Source organism: Massilia arenae (genome assembly GCF_008014745.1).
In the GTDB taxonomy this organism is placed as follows: domain Bacteria; phylum Pseudomonadota; class Gammaproteobacteria; order Burkholderiales; family Burkholderiaceae_D; genus Telluria; species Telluria arenae.
Window position 1 is genome coordinate 209,712 of sequence record NZ_VPFD01000004.1, and the last position, 26,588, is coordinate 236,299.

Genomic DNA, 26,588 nt, shown 5'->3' on the forward strand with positions numbered 1-26,588 from the left:
GCGCGCCACGGCAAGGTGCTCTACGAGCAGTATTTCGACGGCGAAGGCGCGCAAGGGCTGCGCAATACGCGTTCGGTGACCAAGACCGTGGGCGGCCGTCGAGCGCAAGCTGCTCACGGTCGATGCGCCGGTCATGCCCTTCTTCAAGGACAAGATGCCGGTCGCGCATCCCGACCCGCGCAAGGACCGCATCACGGTCGAAGACCTGCTCACCATGAGTTCCATCGTCGAATGCGACGATTTCAACGAGTTCTCACGCGGGCACGAGGAACGCATGTACCTGATCGAGGACTGGAGCCGCTTCTATCTCGACCTGCTGGTGCGCGGCTTCCCGGAATGGACGCCGCCGCCCGCCAAGCAGCCCTATGGCCGCGCCTTCAGCTACTGCACCGCGGGCACGGCTCTGATCGCGCCGCTGCTGGAGCGCGCGACGGGACGCAGCGTACAGGACTTCGCCGACGAGGTGTTGTTCAAGCCGCTGGGCATCGAGCCGGTCAAGTGGCAGGTGCAGCCATCGGGTGCGGCGATGACCGGCGGGAGCCTGAGCCTGCGCAGCCGCGACCTGTGGAAGCTGGGCCAGCTCTACCTGGACGGCGGCAAGTGGGCCGGCAGGCAGGTGCTGCCGCAGGCTTGGGTCGAGCGCTCGATCAAGCCGCATGCGCAGGTACGCGAGGGCGTCGATTACGGCTATCTGTGGTGGCTGCAGCCGTTCACCGTGGGCGAGCGGAAGGTGGCCACCTATGCGATGTCGGGAATGGGCGGCAACAAGGTCTACGTGCTGCCGGAGTGGGATACGGTGGTGGTCATCACCACCACCAACTTCCGCGTGCCGGGGCCGCATCCGTTGACCGAGAAGTTGCTGACCACGCTGATCCTGCCGGCGCTGCCGGACGACTGAGGCGCGGCTAGGACGCGTCGTCGCGTGCCAGGTAACCGCGCGCTGTCGCCGCATCCTGGTCCTCGAAGATCGCCATCGCGGTGCTCATGCGGCGAAACCCCAGGCCGGCATAGAAACCTTCCTTGCCGGGCACCGAGTACAGGAAGATCTTCTTGTGCCCGCGCGCCAGGTCGAGGAGTTCGCCCACGATCTGCTTGCCCAGCCCCTGTCCCTGGTGGCTGGGCAGCAGGGCGACGTCGCACAGGTAGGCAACGTCTACGCCGTCCGCCAGCACCCGGCCGGCCGCCACCAGCTTGCCGTTCTCGAAGGCGAAGCGCCTGAACATGCTGTTGGCAAAGGCCTTGCGCAGATCGTCTGGCTCCTTGCGCGCCAGCGGCGCGACCAGGTACAGCGCGGCCAATTCGTGCCAGTCGATGTGGTCGATCGAATCGGTCCAGGTCAGCGGCATGCCGTTCCCTATCAGTGAAAGCCGTGGAAGAAGTCGAGCAGGACCTGCGCCGTGATCTCGGCATCGTCGGCGGTCATGGTCTCGAGCGGATTGTGGCTGATGCCGCCGTTGCTGCAGCGGACGAACAGCATGGCGACCTCGGTCAGCTGCGCCATCCGCATCGCGTCATGGCCGGCGCCGGAGGGTAGCTCGAAGGACGGCAGGCCGGCGCGTTCGACCGCGGTCCCCAGTTGCGCCATCAGCCGCGGCGCGCAGGGCACGGCATCGATCTCGAGCAGCTTGTACAGTTTTTCCTGGATGCCGCGCCGCGCGCAGATGGCGCTGATCCCCGCGAGTATCTCGTCCACCGCCGCCAGCCGGGTTGCGTCGTCGGCGGCGCGGATGTCGAGCGACAGGCGGCAGGCGCCGGGTATCACGTTGACCGAGCCGGCCGGCACTTCCAGCTGGCCGACCGTGCCCACCAGTGACGCCGGACCGCTGCAGCGGCTTTCCACCAGCAGCACAATTTCAGCGGCGGCGGCGGCGGCATCGCGCCGCATGCCCATCGGCGTGGTGCCGGCGTGGCTGGCCACGCCCTTCAGTTCGACCAGGTAGCGCGAGCTGCCCGCGATCGCGCTCACCACGCCCAGCGGCAGGCCGCGCTCGAGCAGCACCGGTCCCTGCTCGATGTGCACCTCGACGAAGCCGAGCACCGTAGCGGGATCGCGTGCGATGGCAGGGATGGTGGCCGGATCGTGGCTGGCGGCCGCCAGCGCGTCGCGCAGAAGGATGCCGTCGGCGTCGCGCGCATCGAGCAGGGCCAGGTCGAAGCCGCCGGCCACCGCGCTGCTGCCGAGGAAGGTGCTGCGATAGCGCACGCCTTCTTCTTCAGCGAAGGCGATCACTTCGAGGTCGTAGGGCAGGCGCTCGCCGCGCTCGTGCAGCCGGCCGACCAGCGCAGTGGGCAGCAGGATGCCGAGCCGGCCGTCGTACTTACCGCCGTTGCGCACGGTGTCGTAGTGCGAGCCGGTGATCAGGGTCCTGGCGCCCGGCCGCGCGGCGGCGTAGCGGCCGACCACATTGCCGACGGCGTCGATGAGGACCGCCATGCCGGCCTCGCGCATCCAGCCGGCGATGGTCGCGGCGGTGCGCTGGTGGGCCGGCGTCATGTAGGCGCAGGTCAGGTCGGCGTCGCTGTCGCTGATGGCGCCGAGGGTTTCGCACCAGTCCATCACGGTGACGCCGATCGAGGGCTCGATGCCGAGCAGGGCATTGAGCCGGATCTCGGCGATGCGGTGCACCTGGCGCAGCGCTTCGCGCAGCTCGTCATCAAGCGTGTTGTCGAGGCGGCGCACGAAGGTGTCGATGATGGCTTGCCGCGTCAGGCCGCGTCCCGTCGGGCCTTTCACGGCCAGGATGAAGGGGAAGCCGAAACGTTCGTTGTACTGGGCGTTGAGCGCGTGCAGCCGGGCGTATTCGTCGGGTGTGCAGCGATCGAGGCCTGAACTGGCCTGTTCGCCGGTCGATTCGAGCGTCAGCTCGCCGGCGATGGCGGCCTTGCCTGCCAGCTCGGGGTGGGCGCGCAGCAGGCACAGCCTTTGCGCATCGGTTGCGCCGTCGACCGCCGCCTGCAAGGCCAGCTTGAGCGCTGCCAGGGTAGCGAAGGGGCGGGCGGCGGCGGCGCGCGCCGCGATCCAGGGTGAATGCTCGTAGATGCCATGCAGCGCATTGGTGAAAGCGTCGGCATCGAGTTCGTTCAGCTCCTGGATCGTCGGCATCGTCTATTCCTGGCTATTCTTGATTGAGGGCCCTGGCCGCGCTGCTTACCTGGTCGCGCAGCCATTTGTGTTCGGTCGACTGGTGCACGCGCTGGTGCCACAGCTGGTAGAAGCGCATCGGCGGAAATTTGACCGGCACCGTGAAGCTCTTGAGCGGCAGCGTCTTTTCGAAGGCGCGGATGAACTGGCGGCCGGTCGTCAGCACCAGGTCGCTCTGGGTCAGCATATAGGGAATCACGCCGAAATAGGGCGACTCGACCGCCACCCGGCGCTGCAGGCCATGGCGCTCGAGCCAGGCGTCGATCACGCCGTGGTAGCCCGGAAGCATCTGGGTCGGGGCCACGTGGGGCAGGTCGAGGTAATCCTCGAGCGTCATCGCGTCCGGCGCCGTGCGCCTGGCGTAGGGGCTGTCGGCGCGCATGGTGCAGATGATCGGGTCCTCGAACAGCTTGGACATGTGCAGGTGGGCGGGCGGCTCGTCCCAGTTGGCGATGACCAGGTCCATGTCGCCGTCGGACATCATGCGCAGGTAGTCCAGGCCAGGGCCGAGGGCGTGGATGACGACCTTGCTGCCGGGCGAGCCGCGCCGCAGCAGCGCCACCACGTTCGGCAGGAAGCGCGCGTCGAGATAGTCGGGGGCGGCGATGTGGAAGGTGCGCGTCGCCTGCTCGGGCACGAACGGCGCCTTGCGCACGAACAGGCTCTCGGCTTCGTCGAGGATGCGCTTGGCCGGCTTCAACAGGCTCTCGCCGTGCTGGGTCGGCACCATGCCGCGCGCGCCGCGCACCAGCAGCGGATCTCCGGTGAGCTCACGGAGTTTACGCAGCGAGGCCGAGATCGAGGGCTGCGGCTGGTTCAGCTTGAGCGCCACCCGCGAGACGTTCTTCTCCACCAGCAGCAGGTAGAGGATGCGGATCAGGTGCAGGTCGAGGTTGCGGGGCAGGCTGGACATCGCAAGCGGCCGAGGTGGCACGTATATCAAGGAGGATATGTTGAATATACGCTAAATTTCATGTCGCAGAAATTGGAATCAGCGTATCTTCGATCCATCTCAGCTGCACCGCGTTCATTCTCAAGGGAAGCCCATGTTCGACACCGGATACCTGGCGCCATATGCTTTGGAGTGGTTCAACCTGCTGCTGCGCTGGCTGCACATCATCACCGGCATCGCCTGGATCGGCGCCTCCTTCTATTTCGTCTGGCTCGACAACACGATCAAGCCGCCGGCGCCCGGCTCGGACCTGGAGCGCAAGGGCGTGTCCGGCGAACTATGGGCGGTGCACGGCGGCGGCTTCTACAACCCGCAGAAATACCTGGTGGCGCCCGCCGAGCTGCCGCCGGAACTGCACTGGTTCAAGTGGGAAGCCTATTCCACCTGGCTCTCGGGATTTGCGCTGCTGGTGGTCGTCTACTACCTGAACGCGAAGGCGATGATGGTCGACCGCAGCGTGGCCGACCTCACGAGCTGGCAGGCGGTCGGCATCGGCATCGGCAGCCTGGTGGTCGGCTGGATCGTCTACGACCTGCTGTGCCGGTCGAAGCTGGTGCAGCACCAGCTGGCGTTCGGCGCCACCGTCTGGCTGCTGCTGGTCGGCAGCAGCTGGGTGCTCACCCACCTGCTCAGCGGCCGCGCCGCCTACCTGCACGTGGGCGCGATGATCGGCACCATCATGGTGGCCAATGTGGCGATGCTGATCATTCCCGGCCAGCGCAAGATGGTGAACGCCATGCTGGCGGGCGAGAAGCCCGACCCGAGCCATGGCATCAAGGCCAAGCAGCGCAGTGTCCACAACAATTATTTCACCCTGCCGGTGCTGTTCATCATGATCAGCAACCACTATGCGATGACCTACAACCATCCGCATGCCTGGGCGGTGCTGGGCGTGATCATGCTGGCTGGGGTCTTGATCCGTCACTTCTTCAACCTGCGCCACAAGGGCCGCATCGAATGGCGGTATCCGGCCGCGGGCGTGGCGCTGCTGCTGGCATTGGCGGTCGTGCTGGCGCCGGCGCCGCGCGCCAGCGCCGATCCCGCAGCGGCGGCCGGCGTGGACGCCGCCGCGCGCTTCGCCGCGGTGCGCACGATCATGGACCAGCGCTGCGTGTCCTGCCATGCGCAGCAGCCGACGCAAGCCGGTTTCGCCGCGGCGCCGGGCGGCGTGATGCTCCACACGCCGGAGCTGGTGAGCCAGCATGCGGCCCGCATCTACCAGCAGACAGTGCAACTGAAGGCCATGCCGCTGGCGAATCTCACTCACATGACCGATGCCGAACGCGCCCAGGTGGGGGCCTGGTTCGAGGCCGGCGCTGGCACAGGAAAGGCTCCATGAACAATCCCTTGCATGACCGCGTCACCGGCTGGATCGACGCGCACTTCGACGAACAGGTCGCCTTCTTGCAGGAGGTGGTGCGGATTCCAACCGATACGCCGCCGGGCAATAACGCGCCGCATGCCGAGGCGGTGGCGGACATGCTGGAGGCCGCCGGCTGGCCGGTCGAGCGCCACGCGGTGCCGGCGCCGGACGTGCGTGACCACGGCCTGGAAAGCATCACCAACCTGATCGTGCGCCGTCCGTACGGCGCCGGCGGCCCGACGCTGGCGCTGAACGCCCACGGCGACGTGGTGCCGCCGGGCGAGGGCTGGACCCGGCCGCCGTATGGCGCAGTGATCGAGGACGGCTATCTGTACGGGCGCGCGGCGGCGGTTTCGAAGAGCGACTTCGCCACCTATGTGTTCGCGACCCGCGCGCTGGAGGCGCTGGGAGTGCCCTTATCGGGCGCGGTCGAACTGCACTTCACCTACGACGAGGAAGTCGGCGGCCTGCTGGGGCCGGGCCGGCTGCTGGCCCAGGGCCTCACCCGGCCCGACTACGTGATCGCCGCCGGCTTCGGCTACGGCATCGTCACCGCCCACAACGCCTGCCTGCAGCTGGAAGTGACCGTGCACGGCAGGGCGGGGCATGGCGCGATGCCGGAAACAGCGGTCGACGCGCTGCAGGCCGCGAGCAAGGTACTGAATGCGATTTACGATGAGTTGCCGGCGCTGAAGAAGATCCGCAGCGCCGTGGCAGGCATCGGTTCGCCGACCATGATCGTCGGCCGCATCGACGGCGGGACCAATACCAATGTGGTGCCGGGAAAGGTCGTGTTGCGCATGGACCGACGCATGATCCCGGAAGAAGACCCGGCGACGGTGGAGGCACAGGTGCGCGCCCTGATCGAGGAAGCGGTGCGTGGCTTGCCCGGAATTCGCCTCGAGATCCGGCGCCTGCTGCTGTCGCAGGCGCTGCGGCCCTTGCCGGGCGTGGCGCCATTGGTGGAAAGCCTGCAACGTCATGGTCGCGCGATCATGGGCGAGGAGATTCCCGCGCACGGCACGCCGCTGTATGCGGATGCGCGGCTGTACGGCGAATATGGCATCCCGGCGGTGCTGTATGGCGCTGGACCGCGCACGGTGGAAGAGTCGAATGCCAAGAAGGCCGACGAGCGGTTGCTGCTGGAGGATTTGCGCAAGGCGACCAAGGTGGTGGCCTTGACCCTGCTGGATTTTCTCGGCCCACGGCCCTGAAAAACCGCCGACCTGATTCTATCGCTGGCTCCAAAACGTCGTTCCCGCGGAGGCGGGAACCTAAGTCATTTAGCGCGCCACATAGTCAAGCGAAGCGGCAAAGCTGAAGACTTGGGTTCCCGCCTGCGCGGGAACGACGGATCAGCGGTGCGGATTACTTCTGCTTGAGCGAACGCTCAAACAGCTCATGAATCCGGCGGTACTGGTCATACCACGCTTCCGGCTGCACATAGCCGTGACGTTCCAGCGGATAGCTCGCTAGTTCCCACTTGTCCTTCTTCATCTCGATCAGGCGCTGCGCCATGCGCACCGAGTCCTGATAGAACACGTTATCGTCGATCATGCCGTGCGAGATCAGCAGGTGGCCTTTCAGGTTCTGCGCGTACTCGATCGGCGACGACTTCTTGTACGCCTCGGGATCGATGTCCGGGGTGTTCAGGATGTTGGCGGTGTACTCGTGGTTGTAGGTGGTCCAGTCGGTCACCGGGCGCAGCGCGGCGCCGGCCTTGAAGGTGTCCGGTGCGCGCATCAGGGCCATGAAGGTCATGAAGCCGCCGTAGCTGCCGCCATAGATGCCGACGTTGGCGGCGTCGCCCTGGTGCTGATTCACCATGTACTTGACGCCGTCGACGTAGTCTTCCAGTTCCGGATGGCCCATCTGGCGGTAGATCGCGGTGCGCCACTTGCTGCCGTAGCCTTTCGAGGCGCGGAAGTCCATGTCGAGCACCACGTAGCCGTTCTGCACCAGCAGGTTGTGGAACATCTGCTCGCGGAAGTAGTTCGGATAACGCTTGCTGACGTTCTGCAGGTAGCCGGCGCCGTGCACGAACATCACGACCGGATACTTCTTGCCCGGCTCGAGCTGGGCCGGACGATACAGCTTGGCCCACACCGGATCGCCGCCGGCGCTGGAAGGCACGGCCACGTACTGCGGCTCGATCCACTCGCGCGCCTTGAATTCCGGGGTGCGGGTGTCGGTCAGCTTGCTGGCCTCGCCGCCCGAGACTGGCACGGTCGCGATCTGGATCGGGGTGTAGCTGGACGACCAGTGCACCAGCAGCTTCTTCTCGTCCGGCGACAGCGCGAACTTCTCGACGCCATCGAGCCTGGTCACTTCGCGTACGTTGCCGCCGTTGGCGTTGACTGCGCAGACTTCGTAGTCGCCCGGGGTCTCGCGGTTGCACAGCATGTAGGCGGTGCTGCCGTCATAGGTCCAGCGCACGTCGCTGGCTTCCCACTTGCCCGTGGTCAGGGCGCGCGGCGCGGCGGCCGTGGCGCTGTCCTTGGTGTACAGGTGCGAGTAGCCGCTTTCTTCGGACAGGTACCACAGCGTGCGGTTGTCCGGCAGCCAGCCGAATTCGGCGTTGTCGTAGTTGACCCAGGCGCCGTCGGTCAGGCGATGCAGGGGTTTCAGGGTCGCAGCACCCAGGTCGACGCTGGCGATCCAGCGGTCCTTGTTGTCCACCGCGCGCAGCATGACGGCGACGTTGGCGCCATTGGCGCTCCAGTCGATCGCGTTGCGGCCGCCCGAGACGACTACAGGGCGGTTGCCCTTGAGCGGATCTTTCTTGGCGGCGGCGCGCAGCTCGGCCAGCGGGTCGGTGGTGATGCCCGGCAGGACGTCGAAGGCGATGTCCTGCAGCTTGTTGGTGCGCAAATCGACCAGTTTCAGTGCGTGCGGCACCGGCATGTTGCGTCCGACGCGGGTGCGCACGTCTTCGGTCTCCTCGAAGCCCGACTCGTTCACGTAGCGCGGCATCTTGCCGGCGCGGCCTTTGTCGGCGCCTTTGGCGGCGGTGACCACCAGCAGCCAGCGGCCGTCGGGCGACAGCGAGCTGCCTTCGATGGTGACCTTGTCGCCCAGGTAGATCTGGTTCGGCGCCATTGAGGCGTCGGCGCGGCGCAGTTCATCGGTGCGGGCGCGCAGGGCGTCGCGGTCATCCTTCTGGCGCTTGAGGTGCTCGATCAGGCGCAGTTCGGTCGAACGGTAGGGATCTTCTTCAGGCGCGTTCGGGTCCTTGGCGGCGCGCGGCAGGGCGGCCGGGCCGGTAACCTTGCTGGTGCGGTCCCACACATACCAGTCATTGCCGACGCGGTACTGGACCGCGCGTTCGTCCGCCGTGTACTGGGCGGCGGTGATGCGGCTGGCGCCGCGCGTCACCTGGACCAGCTGGCCCGACTTGAGGTCGCGCTCGAACAGGTCGTTATTGCGCAGGACCAGCATGCGGCTGTTGTTGCGGTTGTAGACGACCTCGGCGCTGTCGACCTTCGGCAGCTCGGCGTCCTTTACCAGCTGGGCCTTGCCGGCCGCGACCTGGAACACGTCACGCACCGGCGAACCGGTGCGCTTCTGCTTGTAGTACACCTGCTTGCCGTCCCAGCTGAACCAGGCGTCTTCCACCGGGGTGCCGATCCAGTCTGGATGGCTCATGGCCTGGTCGAGGGTGATTGGAGTGGATGCCGCCGCCGGCAGCGCGATCAGTGCGGCGAAGGAGGCCGCAAACAGGGTAAGTGCAGGTGTTCGCATGTAGAGTCTGATGAGTGAAGAGTGGCTTGGTTGCCAGTAATGCTCGCGAGAAATGCGCATGCATTCTAGCGCAGGCACTCATCAGGACTGCGGAATGTGACAGGTTTTTTTTGCTGTAAAGACAAGCGCCGGCGGTGCGTAAGTACGGCCGGCGCTGGATATGGAGCGGGTTTCGCGACGCTAGTGCGCCGCAATGAGCCCCTGTATTACATGGCCTTGAACGGGCCTTTTGGCGGACGCGGCAGGAACATGGAGACGCGTGCGGCCACGGCGACGACGGCTAGGGCGATGGTAATGTATTCGAGCGGATGCATGGATTAACCCCGCACTGCCGGAGCGTAGCCGCCGTGAGCGACGTACAGGTCTTGCGAGAAGCTGCGGATGGCCGAGATGGCTGCCGCGAAGAAGCTGGTGCGTTGGATAGCTGCAGTCATAATTGTTCCCCTGAGATAAATACTTCGATGTTGCGTTGCAGTATAGGGGTGCCGTCGTCATAAACAAACTTTAGATTTGTGATTCCAGCGATTCACGGCGTGAATGGTTATGAAGTTGCCTCTATGCAAGATATTCGAAATACGTATACCTTGGGCATCGGGCTTTGCATAAGAGGGGCTAGAGCATTCAGCGGCCGCAACGCTGGTGCGAATCTTGCATGTCGTAAGCACATGAAATCGCGAGACAGTGCTTCACCACACCTGCGGATCGTCGTCGTGCTTTCCGCCACAGCACCCGGCATCGACCCGGATGCCGCCCAGGCTGCGCAGACCCGGCGCAGCACGGCGCTGCGCATCGGCCTGCTCGAATCGGGCTACGACCTCATCGCGTCGCTGCCGGCCGACGTCTTCCTGCCCGAGCGCATCGCCCAGTTGCAGCCCGACCTGATCATCGCCGACAGCGAGTCCGACGCGCGCGACGTGCTCGAGCACATCGTGATCGCCACCCGCGACGCGCGGCGGCCGATCGTCCTGTTCACCGAGGACGATGCGCCGGCCAGCATGGACGCGGCGATGGATGCCGGCGTCTCGGCCTATATCGTGGCCGGCCTGCAGGCCGAGCGCGTCAAGCCGGTGCTGGACGTGGCGCTGGCGCGCTTCCGGCGCGAGCAGAAGCTGCTCGATGAGCTGAGCGATACGCGCCAGAAGCTCGCGGAGCGCAAGACCGTCGACCGCGCCAAGGGCCTGCTCATGAACCGCTACAGCCTCACCGAGGAGCAGGCCTACCAGCGCCTGCGTACCCTGGCGATGAACAAGAACCTCAAGCTGGCGGAAGTCGCACAGCGTTTGATCGACGTGGAAGACCTGCTGGGCTAGGCCACGCTTCACTATATAAAAGGACAAGGAGACGTATGACATTGGCAGGCAGAGGCGCCTGGATCGCCGGCACCGACCGCCCTGAGATCGAGACCGTCCGCATCGGCTTCATGCCGCTGGCCGATTGCGCGCCGCTGGTGATGGCGTCGGTGCTGGGCTTCGACGAACAGTACGGGGTGCGCTTCGAGCTCACCCGCGAGCTGTCCTGGACCGCCATGCGCGACCGCCTGATCGGCCAGCAGCTCGACGCGGCCCATGCGCTGTACGGGATGGTCTACGGCATCCAGAACGGCATCGGCACCCAGCAGTGCGATATGGCAGTGTTGATGAACCTGCACCAGAACGGCCAGAACATCACGCTGTCGCGCGCGCTCGCCAACGCCGCCCTCGACCCCGGCATGCTCAGGCGCGAGGTGGACGAGAAAGGGCGCAAGCTCACCCTGGCCCACACCTTCCCGACCGGGAACCACGCGATGTTCCTGTATTACTGGCTGGCCGCGCACGGCATCGACCCGCTGGTGGACTGCCAGGCGGTGACGGTGCCGCCCGGGCAGATGGCGGCCAGCCTGGCGGCCGGCCATATGGATGGCTTTTGCGCGGGCGAACCGTGGGGCCAGCGTGCGCAGCGCGACGGCGCCGGGGTGCAGGCCGCGTCCAGCGAACAGATATGGCCGAACCACCCGGGCAAGGCGCTCGGCACGCGCGCCGACTTCGCCGCCAGCCACCCGAACACCTGCCGCGCGATGATCGCCGCGCTATTGGAAGCCGCGCGCTGGCTCGATGCCTCGCGCACCAACCGCGAAGCCGCGGCCGAGGTACTGGCCAGTCCTGCCTACGTCAATGCCAGCCGCGAGACGCTCCAATTCTGCCTGGCCGGCAGCCATATCGACGAGCATCGGGAAGGCGGCGCCTGGCGCGGCCACAACGGCCTGCGCTTCCATGCCGACGGCGAGGCCAACTTCCCGTGGCTGTCGGACGGCATGTGGTTCATGACCCAGCACCGGCGCTGGGGCTTGCTGCGCGAAGCACCCGCCTACCTGGCGCTGGCGGCCCAGGTCAACCGCATCGACCTGTATCGCGAGGCGGCCGAACGCACCGGCACCATGCTGCCCAGCTCCCCGATGCGCAGCTCGACCCTGCTCAATGGCCGGGTATGGGACGGCAGCGACCCGCAAGCCTGGGCCGGCGCACCATCCGGATCTTGAACGCGGTGCAGGCGGGTGCATCATCCTGGGGAGCGATGCACCGCAATGCAGCATCCGGATCCGCCCGGCTTGCGTACGCCCCCTGAAGCCCTGGTGGCACGCCTCTTGCTCATACCAATGACAGGATCAATGGCGATTCTTCTCACGAACATTTTCACTTAGCTGGCCCAACGCGGGGACGGCAACAGGACAACGGCGTCCGCAGCTACTGCCCCCGGCAGCAAGCGCGGACGCCTTTTCGTTTTCCAAAGGAAGAACAATGGCCAGCAAAGCAGACAGCATCAAGCTCTTTTCCTTCGAGGGGGCGCCCATGCGCGCCTTCCACCTGACCTGGGTCGCCTTCTTCATCTGCTTCTTCGCGTGGTTCGCCTGCGCGCCGCTGATGCCGGTCATCAAGGGCGAGTTCGGGCTCTCGATGGAGCAGATCGCCAACATCAATATCGCGGCGGTCGCGATCACCATCTTCGTGCGTCTGCTGGTCGGCCCGCTGTGCGACCGCTACGGCCCGCGCAAGACCTATACGGGCTTGCTCCTCATCGGCGCGATTCCCGTGCTGGGCGTGGCGATGGCGCAGAGCTACGAGGCCTTCCTGCTGGCGCGCCTGGGCATCGGCGCGGTCGGCGCCAGCTTCGTCATCACCCAGTACCACACCTCCGTCATGTTCGGACCGAAGGTGGTCGGCACCGCCAACGCGGCGGCCGCCGGCTGGGGCAATGCCGGCGGCGGCGCCGCACAGGCGCTCATGCCGCTGATGCTGACGGCCATCGTGATGCTGGGCGTGAGCCAGTCGCTGAGCTGGCGCCTGGCGCTGGTGGTGCCCGGCGTGATGATGATCGTGATGGCCTTCTTCTACTGGCGTTACACGCAGGATTGCCCGGCCGGTAACTACGACGACTTGCGCAAGACCGGCCTGATGCCGGAGGGCGGCGGCAAGGGCGGCTGGGCGAGCTTCGTTGCCGGTTGCCGCAACTACCGCGCCTGGCTGCTGTTCGTCACCTATGGCGCCTGCTTCGGCATCGAGATCTTCATCCACAACATCGCCGCCGTGTATTACGTCGAGCACTTCGACCTGTCGCTGGCGCAGGCCGGCATGGCGGCCGGCAGCTTCGGCCTGCTGGCGCTGTTCGCCCGCGCGCTGGGCGGCTGGCTGTCGGACAAGGCCGCACTCTCCGGTGACCTGAACCGCCGCGTGACCGTGCTGTTCGTGCTGATGATCGGCGAAGGCCTTGGTTTGCTGTGGTTCGCCCAGGCCGAGGGCGTCGTGTTCGCCGTGGTCGCGATGCTGGTGTTCGGCCTGTTCACCCACATGGCCTGCGGCGCCACCTATGCGCTGGTGCCGTTCATCGCACCGAAGGCGCTGGGCGGCGTGGCCGGCATCGTCGGCGCCGGCGGCAACGTCGGCGCGGTGGCGGCCGGCTTCCTGATGAAGGGTACGGGCGACATCAAGCAGACGCTCACGATCCTCAGCGGCCTGGTGCTGGTCGCCAGCGTCTGCGCCATCGCAGCCCGATTCACCGCGACCAGCGCCGACACGGCGCCGGCAGCCGCAGCAGCTTAAATTAGGAGCAGCAAATGCATATCGTCGTCATCGGCCACGGCATGGTGGGCCACAAATTCCTCGAAACCCTGGCCGCCAGCGGCCGGCAAGACTTGCGCATCACGGTGCTGGGCGAAGAGCCGCGGCCGGCCTACGACCGCGTGCACCTGTCGGAATTCTTTGCTGGTAAAAGTGCGGAAGACCTGTCGCTGGTTGCGCCGGGCTTCTTCGAACGTGAAGACATGGTGCTGCGCCTGAACGCGAAGGTGGTCGGGATCGACCGAGCGGCGAAGACGGTGACGCTGGCCGACGGTGCCTCTGTCGCTTATGATCGCTTGGTGTTGGCGACCGGTTCCTATCCATTCGTGCCGCCGGTCCCGGGCGCCGATCGCAAGGACTGCTTCGTCTATCGCACCATCGAAGACCTGGAAGCGATGCAGGAATGCGGCGCACGCTCGAAGTCGGGCGTCGTGATCGGCGGCGGCCTGCTGGGCCTCGAATGCGCCAAGGCGCTGCGCGACCTGGGTCTTAACGCCCACGTGGTCGAATTCGCGCCGCGCCTGATGGCGGTGCAGGTCGACGATTCCGGCGCGCGCGTGCTGCGCACCCGCATCGAGGAGCTGGGCGTTGGCGTCCATACGGGCAAGAATACGCTGGCCATCGTGGATGGCGAAGACACCACTCACCGCATGCAGTTCGCCGACGGCAGCCACCTGGATACCGACATGATCGTGTTCTCGGCCGGCATCCGCCCGCGCGACGAACTGGCGCGTGTGTCCGGACTGGAGATTGGGCCGCGCGGTGGCATCGTCATCGACGACCGCTGCCAGACCTCGGACCCGCACGTCTACGCCATCGGCGAATGCGCCTTGTGGAACGGCCAGCTGTATGGCCTGGTCGCGCCGGGCTACGATATGGCGCGTACCGCGGCGCGGCATCTGCTGGGCACCGAATGCGGTTTTGTCGGCGCCGACATGAGCACCAAGCTGAAACTGATGGGCGTGGACGTGGCCAGCATCGGCGACGCCCATGGCGCCACGCCGGGCAGCCGCAGCTATCAATTCATGGACGAGCGCAAGCAGGTCTATCGCAAGATCGTCGTCTCCAGCTGCGGCAAATACCTGCTGGGCGGCGTGCTGGTGGGCGAGGCGTCCGCCTATGGCGCGCTGCTGCAGACGATGCTCAACAAGATCGAGCTGCCGGAAGCGCCGGAATACCTGATCCTGCCCGAGAGCGGCGGCGCGGCCCGTCCGGCGATCGGCGTCGACAAGCTGCCGGCAACGGCCCAGGTCTGCTCGTGCAACGATGTCAGCAAGGGAGCGTTGTGCGAGGCGGTCGCCGGCGGCGCCACCACCATCGGCGCCCTCAAGAGCTGCACCTCGGCCGGCACCGCCTGCGGCGGCTGCGTGCCATTGGTAACCCAGGTCCTCAACGCCGAGCTGAAGAAACTGGGCGTGGCGGTCAACAACCACCTGTGCGAACACTTTCCCTACTCGCGCCAGGAGCTGTACCACCTGGTGCGGGTGGAAGGCATCAAGGATTTCGGCGAGCTGCTGGCGCGCCACGGCAAGGGGCTCGGCTGCGACGTCTGCAAGCCGACCGCCGCTAATATCCTGGCCTCGGTGTGGAACGATTTCGTCCTGAAACCGAAGCACGCCAGCCTGCAGGATTCGAACGACTACTTCCTCGGCAATATCCAAAAGGACGGCACGTACTCGGTGGTGCCGCGCATGCCGGGCGGCGAAGTCACGGCCGACGGCCTGATCGCGGTGGGGATGGTGGCCAAGAAGTACGGCCTGTACACCAAGATCACCGGCGGCCAGCGGGTCGACCTGTTCGGCGCCCGCGTGGACCAGCTGCCCGCGATCTGGGAAGAGCTGATCGCGGCCGGCTTCGAATCGGGCCACGCCTACGGCAAATCGCTGCGCACCGTGAAATCCTGCGTCGGCTCGACCTGGTGCCGCTTTGGCGTCGGTGACAGCGTGGGCTTCGCCATCGCGCTGGAGAACCGTTATAAAGGTTTGCGCGCGCCGCACAAGATCAAGTTCGGCGTTTCTGGCTGCACCCGCGAGTGCGCCGAAGCCCAGGGCAAGGACGTCGGCCTGATCGCCACCGACAAGGGCTGGAACCTGTACGTGTGCGGTAACGGCGGCATGAAGCCGCGCCATGCCGAACTGATAGCCTCGAACCTCTCCGAAGAAGAAGTGGTGCGCCTGACCGACCGCTTCCTGATGTTCTACGTGCGCACCGCCGAACGCCTGCAGCGCACCAGCACCTGGCGCGAAAACCTGGAAGGCGGTCTCGATTACCTCAAGGCCGTGGTAATCGACGACAGCCTCGGCATTGCGCAGGAACTGGAAGCGCAGATGCAGCACGTGGTCGACACCTATGCCTGCGAGTGGAAGGAAGCCGTCACCGATCCGAACGTGCGCCGCCGCTTCCGTCACTTCGTCAACAGCCCGCAGGTAGACGAGAACGTCGTGTTCGTGCCCGAGCGCGGCCAGGTGCGTCCGGCCACCTTCGACGAGCGTCGCCGCGTCATTCCCATCGCCACCGCAGCCTGAAGGAGCCATCATGCACCGTGATCTTCAACTCGAACGCTGGACCGCCGTCTGCCTACTTTCCGACATCGTGCCCGATACCGGCGTGTGCGCCTTGCTGAACGGCCACCAGGTGGCCGTGTTCCGCGTCGGCGCCGATGAGCCGAGGGTATTCGCCATCGATAACTACGATCCCAATTCGCAGGCCGCCGTGCTGTCGCGCGGGCTGGTGGGCAGCATCGGCGAGCGCATCGTGGTCGCGTCACCGATCTACAAGCAGCATTTCGACCTGCAGAGCGGCGAGTGCCTGGAAGCGCCGGCGCAATCGGTCGCCAGCTATCCGGCGCGGATCGACGGCGGGCAGGTGTGGGTCGCCGCATGAAGCCCTCTTTGGTCGTAGTCGGCAACGGCATGGCCGGCATGCGCACCGTCGAGGAGCTGCTGGCGCTGGCGCCCGACCTCTACGACATCACCGTGTTCGGCGCCGAACCGCGCGTAAACTACAACCGCATCATGCTGTCGCCGGTGCTGGCAGGCGAGAAGACAGCGGACGAGATCGTGCTGCATCCGCGCAGCTGGTATGAGGAGCACGGCATCACTCTGTACGCGGGCGATCCGGTGGTGGCGATCGACCGCAAGCGGCGCATCGTACGCGCGCGTTCTGGCAAGGAGGTGCAGTACGACCGCCTGCTGCTGGCCACCGGTTCGCAACCGTTCATCGTGCCGGTACCGGGCGCCGATCTGCCAGGCGTGGTGGGCTTTCGCGACCTGGACGACGTCGACACCATGTTGCAGGCCGCGCGTGACGGCAAGCACGCGGTCGTGATCGGCGGCGGCCTGCTCGGACTGGAAGCAGCCAACGGCCTGCTTCGGCGCGGCATGGACGTCACCGTGGTGCACCTGACGGGGAGCCTGCTCAACCAGCAGCTCGACGTCGACGCCTCGCTGCTGCTCAAGATCGCGCTGGAGGGCCGCGGCCTGCGCATCCTGCTGGGCGCCGAGACCGAGGCCATCCTCGGCAATGGCAAGGTGGAGGGCGTGCGCTTCAAGGACGGCAGCGAGGCGCCGGCCGACCTGGTGGTGATGGCGGCCGGCGTGCGTCCGAATGTGGCGCTGGCGCGCGCCGCGGGCCTCCACGTCGAGCGCGCCATCGTGGTCGACGACACCTTGCAGAGCTATGACCCGCGCGTGTACGCGGTGGGCGAATGCGTCCAGCACCGCAAGGCGACCTTCGGCCTGGTGGCGCCGATCTGGGACCAGGCGCGGGTGTGCGCCGCCCACCTGGCCGGCCTGGGCCATCGCCGCTACGTGCAGCAGGCCACGGCCACCAAGCTGAAAGTCACCGGCATCGACCTGTATTCGGCTGGCGACATCGTCGGCGGACCGGGCACGCAAGACCTGGTGCTGCGCGACCGCCGCGCCGGCGTCTATAAGCGCCTGGTGCTCGAAGGGAACCGCATCACCGGCGCCGTGCTGTATGGCGACGTGCTCGACGGCCCCTGGTATTTCGACCTGATCCAGCGTGGGGCCGACGTGTCGGCGCTGCGCGATCGATTGTTGTTCGGGCCTGCAATGTGTGAAGCGCAGGCCGCGTAGAAGAGAGTCACTTATGTCACACATGCCGATCCCGCTGCAAGAAGTCCGCACCACCTGTCCTTATTGCGGCGTCGGCTGCGGCGTGAAGGCCACGCCGCTGGGCGATGGCGGCGCGCTGATCGAGGGCGACGCCGATCATGTGGCCAGCCGCGGCCGCCTGTGCGTCAAGGGCTCGGCCCTGGGCGAGACGCTGGGCCTGGACGGGCGCCTGTTGTATCCATCCATGCGCCGCGACGGCGTCATGACGCGCGCCAGCTGGGACGAGGCGCTGGACACCGTCGCCGACGGCTTCAGGCGCATCATCGCCGAGCACGGACCGGATGCGGTGGCGCTGTACGTTTCGGGCCAGATCCTCACCGAGGATTACTACGTCGCCAACAAGTTCATGAAGGGCTACGTCGGCAGCGCCAATATCGACACCAACTCGCGCCTGTGCATGTCGTCCGCCGTGGCCGGCCACAAGCGCGCCTTCGGCGAAGACGTGGTGCCGGGCTGCTACGAGGATTTCGAACTGGCCGACGCGATCGTGCTGGTCGGCTCGAACGCCGCCTGGTGCCATCCGACGCTGTTCCAGCGCATCGTCAAGGCGAAGGAGGCGCGCCCCGAACTGCAGATCGTCGTGCTCGACCCGCGCCGGACAGCGACTTGCGAGCTGGCCGACCTGCACCTGCCGCTCAAGCCGGGCAGCGACGTGCGGCTGTTCAACGGCCTGCTGGCCTATCTGGCGCGAGAGGGCGCTGCCGACCGGGACTTCGTTGCGGCGCACACGCATGGGCTGGAGGCGGCGCTGGAAGTCGCCGGGGTGGATGGCGAGGTGGATGACGTGGCGCGCGACTGCGGCGTCGATCCGGACCAGCTGCGCGCTTTCTATGAGCTGTTTGCGCGCACCGAAAAAGTGATGACGGCGTTCTCGATGGGCGTGAACCAGTCCTCGAGCGGCACCGACAAAGTCAACAGCATCATCAACTGCCACCTGCTCACCGGCCGCATCGGCCGTCCCGGCATGGGCCCGTTCTCGCTGACCGGCCAGCCGAACGCGATGGGCGGACGCGAAGTGGGCGGCCTGGCAAATATGCTGGCGGCCCACCTCGACCTGGACAACGCCGGCCACCGCGACGCGGTGCGCAGCTTCTGGGGGGCGCCGCGCATCGCCGACAAGCCAGGGCTGAAGGCGGTCGACCTGTTCCGCGCGGTGGAGGCGGGCAAGGTCAAGGCTGTCTGGATCATGGCCACCAACCCCGTGGTCAGCATGCCGGACGCCGACCAGGTGCGGCGCGCACTGGCCGCCTGCGAACTGGTGGTGGTGTCGGACGTGGTGGCGAACACCGACGTCGGCGCGTATGCGCACGTGGCATTGCCGGCGCTGGCCTGGGGCGAGAAGGATGGCACGGTGACCAATTCCGAGCGCTGCATCTCGCGCCAGCGCGCCTTTTTGCCGGCGCCGGGAGAGGCCCGCGCTGACTGGCAGGCGCTGTGCGAGGTGGCCAGGCGCATGGGCTTTGCCGGCTTCGATTACGACGGCGCGCACGCGATCTTCGACGAGCACGCGCGGCTGTCGACCTGGAAGAACGGAGAGGACGGCTATCGGCGCGCTTTCCGGCTCGATCCGCTGGTCGGCATTGACCGCGCGGCCTACGATGCGCTGGAGCCGATCCAGTGGCCGCTGCGTTCGCCGACCGAGGGCACCGCACGCCTGTTCGGCGACGGCCGCTTTTCTCATCCCGATGGCAAGGCGCGCTTCATCGCGGTCACGCCGCGCGGGCCCGTGCACGCGCCGGGCGGCGAGTTCCCGTTGGTGCTCAACACGGGGCGCATGCGCGACCAATGGCACACTATGACGCGCACCGGCAAGTCGCCGCGCCTGGCCGGCCATGCGCCCGAACCTTTCGTCGACCTGCATCCGCACGACGCGCTGCTGGCTGGCGTGCGCGAGGGAGAGCTCGCCCGCGTGAGTTCGCAGTGGGGCGCGATGGTGGCGCGCGTGGCGCATGGCGGCGGCATCGCGCGCGGCGCGGTGTTCGTGCCGATCCACTGGAATGGGCAGACCGCCTCTGACGCGCGCGTCGGTGCGCTGGTCAATCCGGAGGTCGATCCGGTGTCGGGCGAGCCCGAGTTCAAGCACACGCCGGTGCGGGTGGAGCCGTTCGGCGTGGCCTGGCATGGCTTCATCCTGAGCCGCACGGAACTGAACCTGGAACGGGTGGCGCACTGGACCCGCGTGCGCGGCAGCGGCTTCCTGCGCTATGAGCTGGGCGGCCGCGAGCCGGTGTCGCCCGCGATGGCGCGCGCGCTGCTCGGTGCGGATGAAGACGCCGACTGGATCGAATACGAGGACAAGTCGGAAGGCATGCTGCGGGCGGCGCTCGTGGTCGATGGGCGCCTGGAAGCCTGCCTGTTCGCGTCACGCCGGCCCGACCTGCCGGCGCGCGCCTGGCTCGGTGGATTGTTCGCACAACCCGAACTGAGCGCACGCGAACGCGCGACCTTGCTGGCCGGCCGCGCGCCGACGCTGGGGCCGGACCCCGGGCCGACCGTCTGCTCCTGCTTCGGCGTCGGCCGCAACACGATCTGCGCGGCGATCGAGAAACAGGACCTGAAGACGCCGGCCGAGGTGACCGCCTGCCTGCGGGCCGGCGGTAATTGTGGATCGTGCCTGCCCGAGATCAGGTCGCTGTTGCAGGAGGTGCGCTCAGCCGTGGTGTGACCGGATCACGACGCCCCGTCACGGCACTCAGGATGCAAACCGCGCGAGCGCACCACCGGCGCCTCGGTGCCGAACAGCGGCAGCTCGATATACGGCCGCTCGGTGGCCGACACCGCCAGCACGTACGCCTGGCGCTCGAGCCGGTGCTGCAGGACGACCTGCGCCACGTAGGCCGGCGCCAGCACGCGCTGGGCCTTGCGCTTGCCCAGGTCGATATAGCCGAAGCGCATCGTGGCCGACTGCACGGCGTCGCCCGGCAGCCGATCCTTGGACTTGCCCAGCACGCTGGCCAGGCGCTCGGCCAACTGGCGCGCCGCCAGTTCGGCCTCGATGACGGGCGCGGTGTCGAGCACCTCGGCATCGGTGTGGCGGATGTTCAGCGCGAGCGCGTCGACCGTGCCGTCGCCGGCCAGGCGCAGCGCCACCGAGGCGGCGCCCAGCACCGGAATCTCGCCCACCGCATGGCGCCAGGCGCCGGTGGCGCGCACCAGCAGCGTGTCCGACAGCTTCTGGTCGCGGTCGCTGCCGCGGGCCTTGGTCTGCCACAGGCGCTCGAAGGCGAGGCTGCCGCGTTCACCGACCCAGGCGGCGATGTCGATGCGCTGCGCGGCTTGCTCCAGCTGGCGCACCAGCACCGGCGTTTCTTCCAGCCGCGGCCAGGGCGCCTGGAACGGCGCCAGGCCGGACACGTACCGCAGCGCACCCGAGGCGTGGTAGACCACGGCGCGCGCGCCATCGGGCAGGTGCACCACGCTGCGTTCGCCGCGGTCGGCCAGATTGGCGCGGTCGTGGCGACAGATGTCGGCTTCGTGCAGCGCGGTCAGGAAACGGTTCATATTGGCGCGCGCATCGTCGCGGGTGAGCGGGGTGAGCGCGATCACATCGGCGCGGCCCGGCACCGCATGCGCGCCGGTCTTCATCAGGGTATCGATCAGGGTTTGCTGGTTCATGGTTCAGCCCTCCGTCCACTTCCACAAGAGACATGCCTGCTGTGCCGGCGCCAGGTCGGGACTCACGCTGCCGTGGCCCCACAGGTGGTCGCGATTCAGGGCGGACAGATCCCAACGGATGGCGCCGCCATTCCAGGTGGCGGCGTCGCCCACGCAGACGGTGACCGGGTGGTTGTCGACCCACCAGTCGGAGACGCCATCGTGCCATGCGCTGGAGACGGTGTCGCCGTCGACCAGGTTGTCGGCCACGTCCTCGCCGCATTCGTCGGTGGTGATGCCGTCGTACATATCGCCCCAGGCGCCGCAATAGATGTGCAGGCGCGCGAAGATGTTCCACAGGCCGGTGACGGCGGCCAGGTTGACCGTGTGGCAGGAATAGGCCATTACCCATTCGCTGTTCCAGTCCTCGCCCAGCTGCCACTGGTCGGACCAGGTACGCCATTCGCTGTGCGCGGTGTCGTACAGCATGCGCGCCCGGCCATCGGCCTCGGAATTGCCGTGCGTTTCGATCCAGAACAGGTCGACATCGTCGACCCAATTGCGGTCGCTGCCGCCCTGGTCGACGTCGCGGATGTCGGTTTCCCAGACGTCGGTATTGGCCCAGTAGAAGGCGCGTGTGTGGCCGGCCGAGCGTAGCTTGCTGTCGAAACCATTGCTTCTGTTAAAGGTGTACGTCAGGTCTCCCGCCGTGCTCACGCCGGCGGCGCGTGCATGGTTGAAATACCGGATTGCTTCGACTCCGAACCTCGCCATGAGATTCTCCTTTCGTATCGGAAAGCCATGCGCCGCACCCTGGTGGGCACGGCGGAGTAGCTCGGGATACAGTAATCGGAGCAGGCGCGGCGGCTCTGCCGAAGATCAGGCTTCGCGAGTGTTGCGTATCCGGGTGGATAGAAGCGCCGTAGCGGCTTGCGTGGCGTCGTGTCGCGGGATGGGAGGGAGGGTGCGCCTGCCGGCATGGCGCCGGCAGGCGGTGGCGCTGAGGTTCTTAGCGCAGGGTGCGGGCGAAGAACTCGTCGGTGCGGCTGTTGGCCAGCGTCGCATCGTCGTGGTCGTAGTGGCTGCCGCCCGGACGTGCGAAGGCATGGTCGCGGCCCGGATAGACGTGGACCTCGGCATCGGCCTTGCCCTCCAGCGCGGCTTTGATCTGCTCTTGCGCTTCGGGGCCGATGTACTCGTCGGCGCCGGCCAGGTGGTAGAGCAGGGGAGCGCCGATGTGCTTGGCTTCGTGCAAATACTGTTCGGTGCCGCCCCCGTAATAGACGGCGAAGGCGTCGCCATCGGTGCGGGCCGCAGCCAGGTAGGTCATCAGGCCGCCCAGGCAATAGCCGGTGACGCCGACCTTGCCGGTGCTGCCTTCCATCGTGCGCGCGGCGCTGATGGTGGCGGCGATGTCCTGCACGCCGTGGTCGAAGTCATAGGCCTGGTACATTGAGAAGGCCTTGGCGACGTCGGCTTCGCTCGCCTCCGACAGCTGGATGCCTGGGTCGGTGCGCCAGAACAGGTCTGGGGCGACGGCGATATAGCCCTTGGCGGCATAGTTGTCCGCGATGCTGCGGATGCCGCCGTTCACGCCGAAGATTTCCTGAAGCACGACGATGACCGGGTAGGTGCCCACGACATTGGGGCGCGCGACGTAGCAGTCGAAGCTGCGGTCGGCGGTGGTGACGGTGAGGGTTTCAGCCATGATTTTCCTTTTGATTGGAGGTTGGGGCGTCAGCCGGTGACGGCAATGAGCGGCCTGCGACGCATATCATAAAACGGATGGCGGAATTGGAACAAACCGGTAGGTGCTGGCCGGGACATCGCGAGCCGACGCCCGGCGACATGCACGCAGAAAAAAAGCCAGACCGGCTCACCGTATCTGGCTTTTTCTGCCCTGTGGATGGGCGAGAATTCTCAACCCATACGCATGAAGTTCCGTGTTCTGGACATCATCGCTCGGGCTGCTTGGATTGTCCGTTCCCGTCGCTCGACTGCGTGGAGGAGATTTGCGACGAACCCCGCATTTGCGTGCCCACGTCGCCAGTGATGACCTCCGCACGCCGGTTTTCCAAACGCCCGACCCTGTTGGCGTTGCTGGACGCGGGATTCTCTTCGCCGAGAGACCGGATGGCGATGCGGCCGGAGGCAATTCCACGCTGAAGCAGGGCAGCACGTACCGCTTCCGCCCGTTTCAGGGCCAGGGCCTGGTTGTAACGGGGACCGCCGACATTGTCCGTATACCCTTCAATCACGACCTCGCGCTCGGGATTGCTTTTCAATGTGGCGGCCAACTCGTCAAGCGCGCGCTTGGCGCTGGCCGGGACTTTCGCGGTTCCGGGGGCGAAACCCACCAGGTCTTTTTGCGCCAGTTCCGCGATTGCGCTCGGTTTGCCACGTCGTTGGACAACCGCAACCGACATTGTCTGGTTCAGTTCCGCTGCCGCAACCTTCACTGTCTCTTCCGCAGCACGCTCGTTGGCAAATTCCTGCGCCGTGGCTGCGCGCTGCTGTGCCAGATAGGCGAGATGCGTGGTGGTCGTCAGGTCGTGCTTGTCATTCCACGCCGTTTTTGCTTCTTGCAGCGAAGCAGTTGCGCGTTCCAGTTCGCTGGGAGCGTATTTGACCACGTGGGGATCGGCTGACGCGTGGTCGACAGCCTGCCCGGCATTGTCGATTGCCGCCCGTGCGGCAGCCACCTCGGACGCCGGCGGGGATGTCGCGCATCCCGTTGCGAAGATACCGGCCACAAGCGCGCCGGTGGCTGATCGGAGGATGTTGTTCATCTCTCACCTCTACTAATTCTGGTTTGCGCGGTTGATTGCCTCGCGCAAGGTCTGGTTAGTCTTGGTCAGTTCGGCAGCCGCGATCCTGGCCTCGGTCGACTCGCTCTTGGCGCGCGCCAGATTGGCGTCGACCTGCGCTTGCTGGGCCAGACGCATCGCGTCGTGCTTGTGGTGGCCGTTGGCAGCAGCGTTGGCTCGCGTCAGCTTATCGGTCGCGACACCGAACTCCGCGGGAGCGTTTTCTTCCGCACCCGCCATCTGCGCTTGATCGACCGCCTCCCGGCTGGTGGCAAGCTGATGGTTCAGCTCTGAACTGGAACACGCGGACAGGGCAAGAAGAGAGCATCTCGCCAAGACGCGCGAGGGATGATGAAGAAATTTAGCGAGGATCATGGGGCGCCTCCCGAGAAATCTTGGTTTGAGAATTTCATCCTAAGGGAGAGATATTCATCGTTCAATCAGACCAAAGGACAATCGTCCAGAGTTCTCGGGCTTGAGCTTGCCGTGCTTAGCCAAGGGGCCACAGCGGCGGGGAATGCCATTTGAAGTGGAATACAAAATACAAAATTCATTTACTTGGCGAACAGTTATCGCCTACCTTATTGAATGAGAATCATTATCATTCAATTTATGCCACCAAAACTGCTTGTTCCTTTCTTCGCTCTTGCCGCCCCCGCCATGATCGCCATTGCGCAAACCGCCAGCCCGGCGGTGGTCGAAATCAAGGGTTCCCTGAATGTCATCAATGAATCGAGCCAGGCTTCCACGGCCACCCGCACCGACCAGTCGCTGATGGCCGTGGCGCAGTCGGTCCAGGTGATTGGTCCGACCCTGCTGGAAAACCTGCAGGTGCGCACGCTCGACGATGCCTTGTCGCTGGTCAGCGGGATTGCCCAGGCGCCTACCCGTGCAGGGACGCAGGATGCCTTCGTGCGCCGCGGGTTTACCGGTGAATCGGCGGGGAGCGTACTGCGCGACGGCGTGCGCTCGGTCCAGGCGCGCAATTTCAGCGCCACTACCGAGCGTGTGGAAGTCCTCAAGGGACCTGCCTCGACGCTCTACGGCATCCAGGAGCCGGGTGGCGTGATCAATGTAGTGAGCAAGGCGCCGCTGGCGCGTGCGCGCACCGATCTGCAGGTCGATACGGAGGAGGCCGGCGGCTACGGCGCCCAGTTCGATCACACCGGCCCGATCGGCGCCAGCGGCTGGTCGTACCGGCTCATCGCCTCGACCGAAGACCGCGACGACTGGCGCAATTTCGGCGCCACGCGGCGCGACCTGGTGGCGCCGTCGCTTGCCTGGCGCAGCGGCGGCACTGAATTCATCGTCAGCTACGAACACACGGATTACGACGTGCCGTTCGACGACGGCGCCATTTTTGGGGCCAATGGCAGGCCGATCGACATCCCGCGCGAACGTCGGCTCAGCGAGCCGTTTTCTCACGTGGAGGGCAAATCCGACTTCGTCAACACGCGGCTGCAGCATGCGATCAACGGCCAATGGACGGCGCGCGTCAACTACGCCTTCAACCAGCATCGCTACAGCGACTGGCGCGTGCGCGCCAACCGCTACGACGAAGCGACCGGCTTGCTGCGGCGCCGTGTCGACGGCCGCCAGGGCGTCGACGACAACAGCCACTACCTGGTCGCCGACCTCGTGGGCAGGTTCCGTACCGGCGCGGTCGGCCACGAAGTGCTGGTGGGCGTGGACCACGAGCGCACGCTGGGCCGCACCATGGGCGAGCTGTTGCGCGTGACGCACGATGGATTCGATACCGTCAACCCGGTCTATGGCCAGATACCGGTGCCGACCGAGATCGACGACGAGACCCGCAACGCACGCTCGCTGCTCGCCACCACCTCGGTGTTCGTCCAGGACAGCATGGCGCTCGGCGAGCGCTGGATTGTCGCGGCCTCGGCACGGTTCCAGCGCTACCGCCAGGAGGAGGGTGCCGGCCTGGAGTTTGTGGAGACGCAGAATATCTCCGGGTCGAAAGTGCTGCCGCGCCTTGGCGCGCTCTACAAGCTCGACCCGCAGCTGTCGCTGTACGCCAACTACGCCACGTCCTTCGTGCCGAACCTGGCCAGCAGCCCGACCGAGGGCGCGTTCGACCCGACCGAGGGGCGTTCGCTGGAACTCGGCAGCAAGTTCAAGATCGGCGAGCGGGTGTCGGGCACGGTGGCGCTGTTTGACATCGAGAAGAAGAATATCGTCGTCAATCTGGACGACGATACTGCGCAGGCCATTGGCAAGGCACGCTCGCGCGGTGCTGAACTGGACCTGGTTGGGCAGCTGGGTGATCGGCTCAGTGTCATCGGGACCTATGCCTATACCGCGACGGAAGTGCTGGACGATGCGAGTGGATTGAAGGGGAACCGGCTGCCGAATGCGCCGCGTCATGCGGCGTCGGTTGCCGCGCACTATGCACCGGGCTGGCGCACTGGTGGTCTTTCCTGGCATGTCAATGCGGCGGTGCGCTACGCGGGCGAGCGTCAGGGCGATTCGGCCAACTCGGTGACCTTGCCGTCTTATACCGTGGCTGACCTGGGTCTTGGGACCGCATTCAAATGGAATGGGACCTCGCTCAAGCTGGATCTGCTGTTGCGCAATGCCTTCGATCGCGCGTATTACACGTCCGCGGACGGCGCCATGCGCGTGCTGGTGGGAACCCCGCGTCAGCTCGGCGTTCGTTTGCGTAGTACGTTTTGAGTGGAAGAGGTAGGTGAAATGGAGACGTGCTGAGGGCAGATGGGGCTGCGCTCGGCAAGAAACTGCCGGGT

The 26,588-nt window shown here is 66.3% G+C and carries 20 protein-coding genes; 11 read left to right on the forward strand and 9 right to left on the reverse strand.

Going from position 1 to position 26,588, the window contains the following annotated elements; translation table 11 throughout:
• The first annotated feature begins 133 nt into the window (after nucleotides 1–133).
• Nucleotides 134–898 (forward strand): serine hydrolase domain-containing protein, encoded by a 765-nt coding sequence (locus tag FVD38_RS05075; protein ID WP_229493421.1) that lies wholly within the window; start codon nucleotides 134–136, stop codon nucleotides 896–898.
• Between the two features lie 7 nt (nucleotides 899–905).
• Here FVD38_RS05075 and FVD38_RS05080 read toward each other — a convergent pair whose 3' ends face one another.
• The 3 genes from FVD38_RS05080 to FVD38_RS05090 are packed head-to-tail and all read right to left on the reverse strand — an operon-like array spanning nucleotide 906 to nucleotide 4,055.
• Complete coding sequence (locus tag FVD38_RS05080; protein ID WP_147933820.1) at nucleotides 906–1,346, reverse strand: GNAT family N-acetyltransferase; 441 nt, start codon at nucleotides 1,344–1,346, stop codon at nucleotides 906–908.
• Between the two features lie 11 nt (nucleotides 1,347–1,357).
• Nucleotides 1,358–3,103, reverse strand: coding sequence for an allantoate amidohydrolase (locus FVD38_RS05085; protein WP_147933821.1), 1,746 nt, complete (start codon nucleotides 3,101–3,103; stop codon nucleotides 1,358–1,360).
• Nucleotides 3,104–3,116: 13 nt separating this feature from the next.
• On the reverse strand, nucleotides 3,117–4,055 hold the full coding sequence (locus FVD38_RS05090) for a LysR family transcriptional regulator (protein ID WP_147933822.1): 939 nt from the start codon (nucleotides 4,053–4,055) through the stop codon (nucleotides 3,117–3,119).
• A 133-nt stretch (nucleotides 4,056–4,188) separates the two neighbouring features.
• On the opposite strand from FVD38_RS05090, the gene FVD38_RS05095 reads away from it, so the two are divergent.
• Together FVD38_RS05095 and FVD38_RS05100 are read left to right on the forward strand one after the other, a co-directional pair.
• Nucleotides 4,189–5,433 carry a urate hydroxylase PuuD gene (locus FVD38_RS05095; RefSeq protein WP_147933823.1) on the forward strand — a complete coding sequence of 415 codons (1,245 nt, stop codon included), beginning with the start codon at nucleotides 4,189–4,191 and terminating at the stop codon, nucleotides 5,431–5,433.
• A complete protein-coding gene (locus FVD38_RS05100; protein WP_147933824.1) occupies nucleotides 5,430–6,671 on the forward strand; it encodes a M20/M25/M40 family metallo-hydrolase in 1,242 nt (413 codons plus the stop codon). The genes FVD38_RS05095 and FVD38_RS05100 overlap by 4 nt, the downstream gene beginning before the upstream one ends.
• A gap of 154 nt (nucleotides 6,672–6,825) precedes the next feature.
• On the opposite strand, the gene FVD38_RS05105 is transcribed toward FVD38_RS05100, so the two are convergent.
• Complete coding sequence (locus FVD38_RS05105; protein WP_147933825.1) at nucleotides 6,826–9,198, reverse strand: S9 family peptidase; 2,373 nt, start codon at nucleotides 9,196–9,198, stop codon at nucleotides 6,826–6,828.
• 665 nt (nucleotides 9,199–9,863) lie between these two features.
• Here FVD38_RS05105 and FVD38_RS05110 point away from each other — a divergent pair.
• The 7 genes from FVD38_RS05110 to FVD38_RS05140 all read left to right on the forward strand — a co-directional run bounded on the left by FVD38_RS05110 (nucleotide 9,864) and on the right by FVD38_RS05140 (nucleotide 20,090).
• On the forward strand, nucleotides 9,864–10,508 hold the full coding sequence (locus FVD38_RS05110; protein WP_147933826.1) for an ANTAR domain-containing response regulator: 645 nt from the start codon (nucleotides 9,864–9,866) through the stop codon (nucleotides 10,506–10,508).
• A 35-nt stretch (nucleotides 10,509–10,543) separates the two neighbouring features.
• Nucleotides 10,544–11,713, forward strand: coding sequence for a CmpA/NrtA family ABC transporter substrate-binding protein (locus FVD38_RS05115; RefSeq protein WP_147933827.1), 1,170 nt, complete (start codon nucleotides 10,544–10,546; stop codon nucleotides 11,711–11,713).
• A 259-nt stretch (nucleotides 11,714–11,972) separates the two neighbouring features.
• Nucleotides 11,973–13,271: an MFS transporter gene (locus tag FVD38_RS05120; RefSeq protein ID WP_147933828.1), complete on the forward strand. Its 1,299-nt coding sequence runs from the start codon at nucleotides 11,973–11,975 to the stop codon at nucleotides 13,269–13,271.
• Nucleotides 13,272–13,285: 14 nt separating this feature from the next.
• Nucleotides 13,286–15,814: a nitrite reductase large subunit NirB gene (nirB, locus tag FVD38_RS05125; protein ID WP_147933829.1), complete on the forward strand. Its 2,529-nt coding sequence runs from the start codon at nucleotides 13,286–13,288 to the stop codon at nucleotides 15,812–15,814.
• Nucleotides 15,815–15,824: 10 nt separating this feature from the next.
• Nucleotides 15,825–16,172: a nitrite reductase small subunit NirD gene (gene nirD, locus FVD38_RS05130; RefSeq protein WP_147933830.1), complete on the forward strand. Its 348-nt coding sequence runs from the start codon at nucleotides 15,825–15,827 to the stop codon at nucleotides 16,170–16,172.
• Nucleotides 16,169–17,386, forward strand: a complete 1,218-nt coding sequence (locus FVD38_RS05135) for an NAD(P)/FAD-dependent oxidoreductase (protein ID WP_147933831.1) — start codon at nucleotides 16,169–16,171, stop codon at nucleotides 17,384–17,386. The genes nirD and FVD38_RS05135 overlap by 4 nt, the downstream gene beginning before the upstream one ends.
• A 13-nt stretch (nucleotides 17,387–17,399) precedes the next feature.
• Nucleotides 17,400–20,090, forward strand: coding sequence for a nitrate reductase (locus FVD38_RS05140; protein ID WP_147933832.1), 2,691 nt, complete (start codon nucleotides 17,400–17,402; stop codon nucleotides 20,088–20,090).
• Nucleotides 20,091–20,095: 5 nt separating this feature from the next.
• Here FVD38_RS05140 and FVD38_RS05145 read toward each other — a convergent pair whose 3' ends face one another.
• The 5 genes from FVD38_RS05145 to FVD38_RS05165 all read right to left on the reverse strand — a co-directional run bounded on the left by FVD38_RS05145 (nucleotide 20,096) and on the right by FVD38_RS05165 (nucleotide 24,201).
• Nucleotides 20,096–21,040, reverse strand: a complete 945-nt coding sequence (locus tag FVD38_RS05145; RefSeq protein WP_147933833.1) for a hypothetical protein — start codon at nucleotides 21,038–21,040, stop codon at nucleotides 20,096–20,098.
• Between the two features lie 3 nt (nucleotides 21,041–21,043).
• Nucleotides 21,044–21,793, reverse strand: coding sequence for a DUF6345 domain-containing protein (locus FVD38_RS05150; protein ID WP_147933834.1), 750 nt, complete (start codon nucleotides 21,791–21,793; stop codon nucleotides 21,044–21,046).
• Between the two features lie 235 nt (nucleotides 21,794–22,028).
• A complete protein-coding gene (locus FVD38_RS05155; protein ID WP_147933835.1) occupies nucleotides 22,029–22,727 on the reverse strand; it encodes a dienelactone hydrolase family protein in 699 nt (232 codons plus the stop codon).
• 247 nt (nucleotides 22,728–22,974) lie between these two features.
• The gene (locus FVD38_RS05160; RefSeq protein ID WP_147933836.1) at nucleotides 22,975–23,808 is read right to left on the reverse strand and encodes an OmpA family protein; all 834 of its coding nucleotides are present in this window, start codon (nucleotides 23,806–23,808) and stop codon (nucleotides 22,975–22,977) included.
• Between the two features lie 12 nt (nucleotides 23,809–23,820).
• A complete protein-coding gene (locus tag FVD38_RS05165) occupies nucleotides 23,821–24,201 on the reverse strand; it encodes a DUF4398 domain-containing protein (protein WP_147933837.1) in 381 nt (126 codons plus the stop codon).
• A gap of 285 nt (nucleotides 24,202–24,486) precedes the next feature.
• Here FVD38_RS05165 and FVD38_RS05170 point away from each other — a divergent pair, with 285 nt between their 5' ends.
• Nucleotides 24,487–26,517, forward strand: coding sequence for a TonB-dependent siderophore receptor (locus FVD38_RS05170; protein WP_187271478.1), 2,031 nt, complete (start codon nucleotides 24,487–24,489; stop codon nucleotides 26,515–26,517).
• Nucleotides 26,518–26,588: the final 71 nt, after the last annotated feature.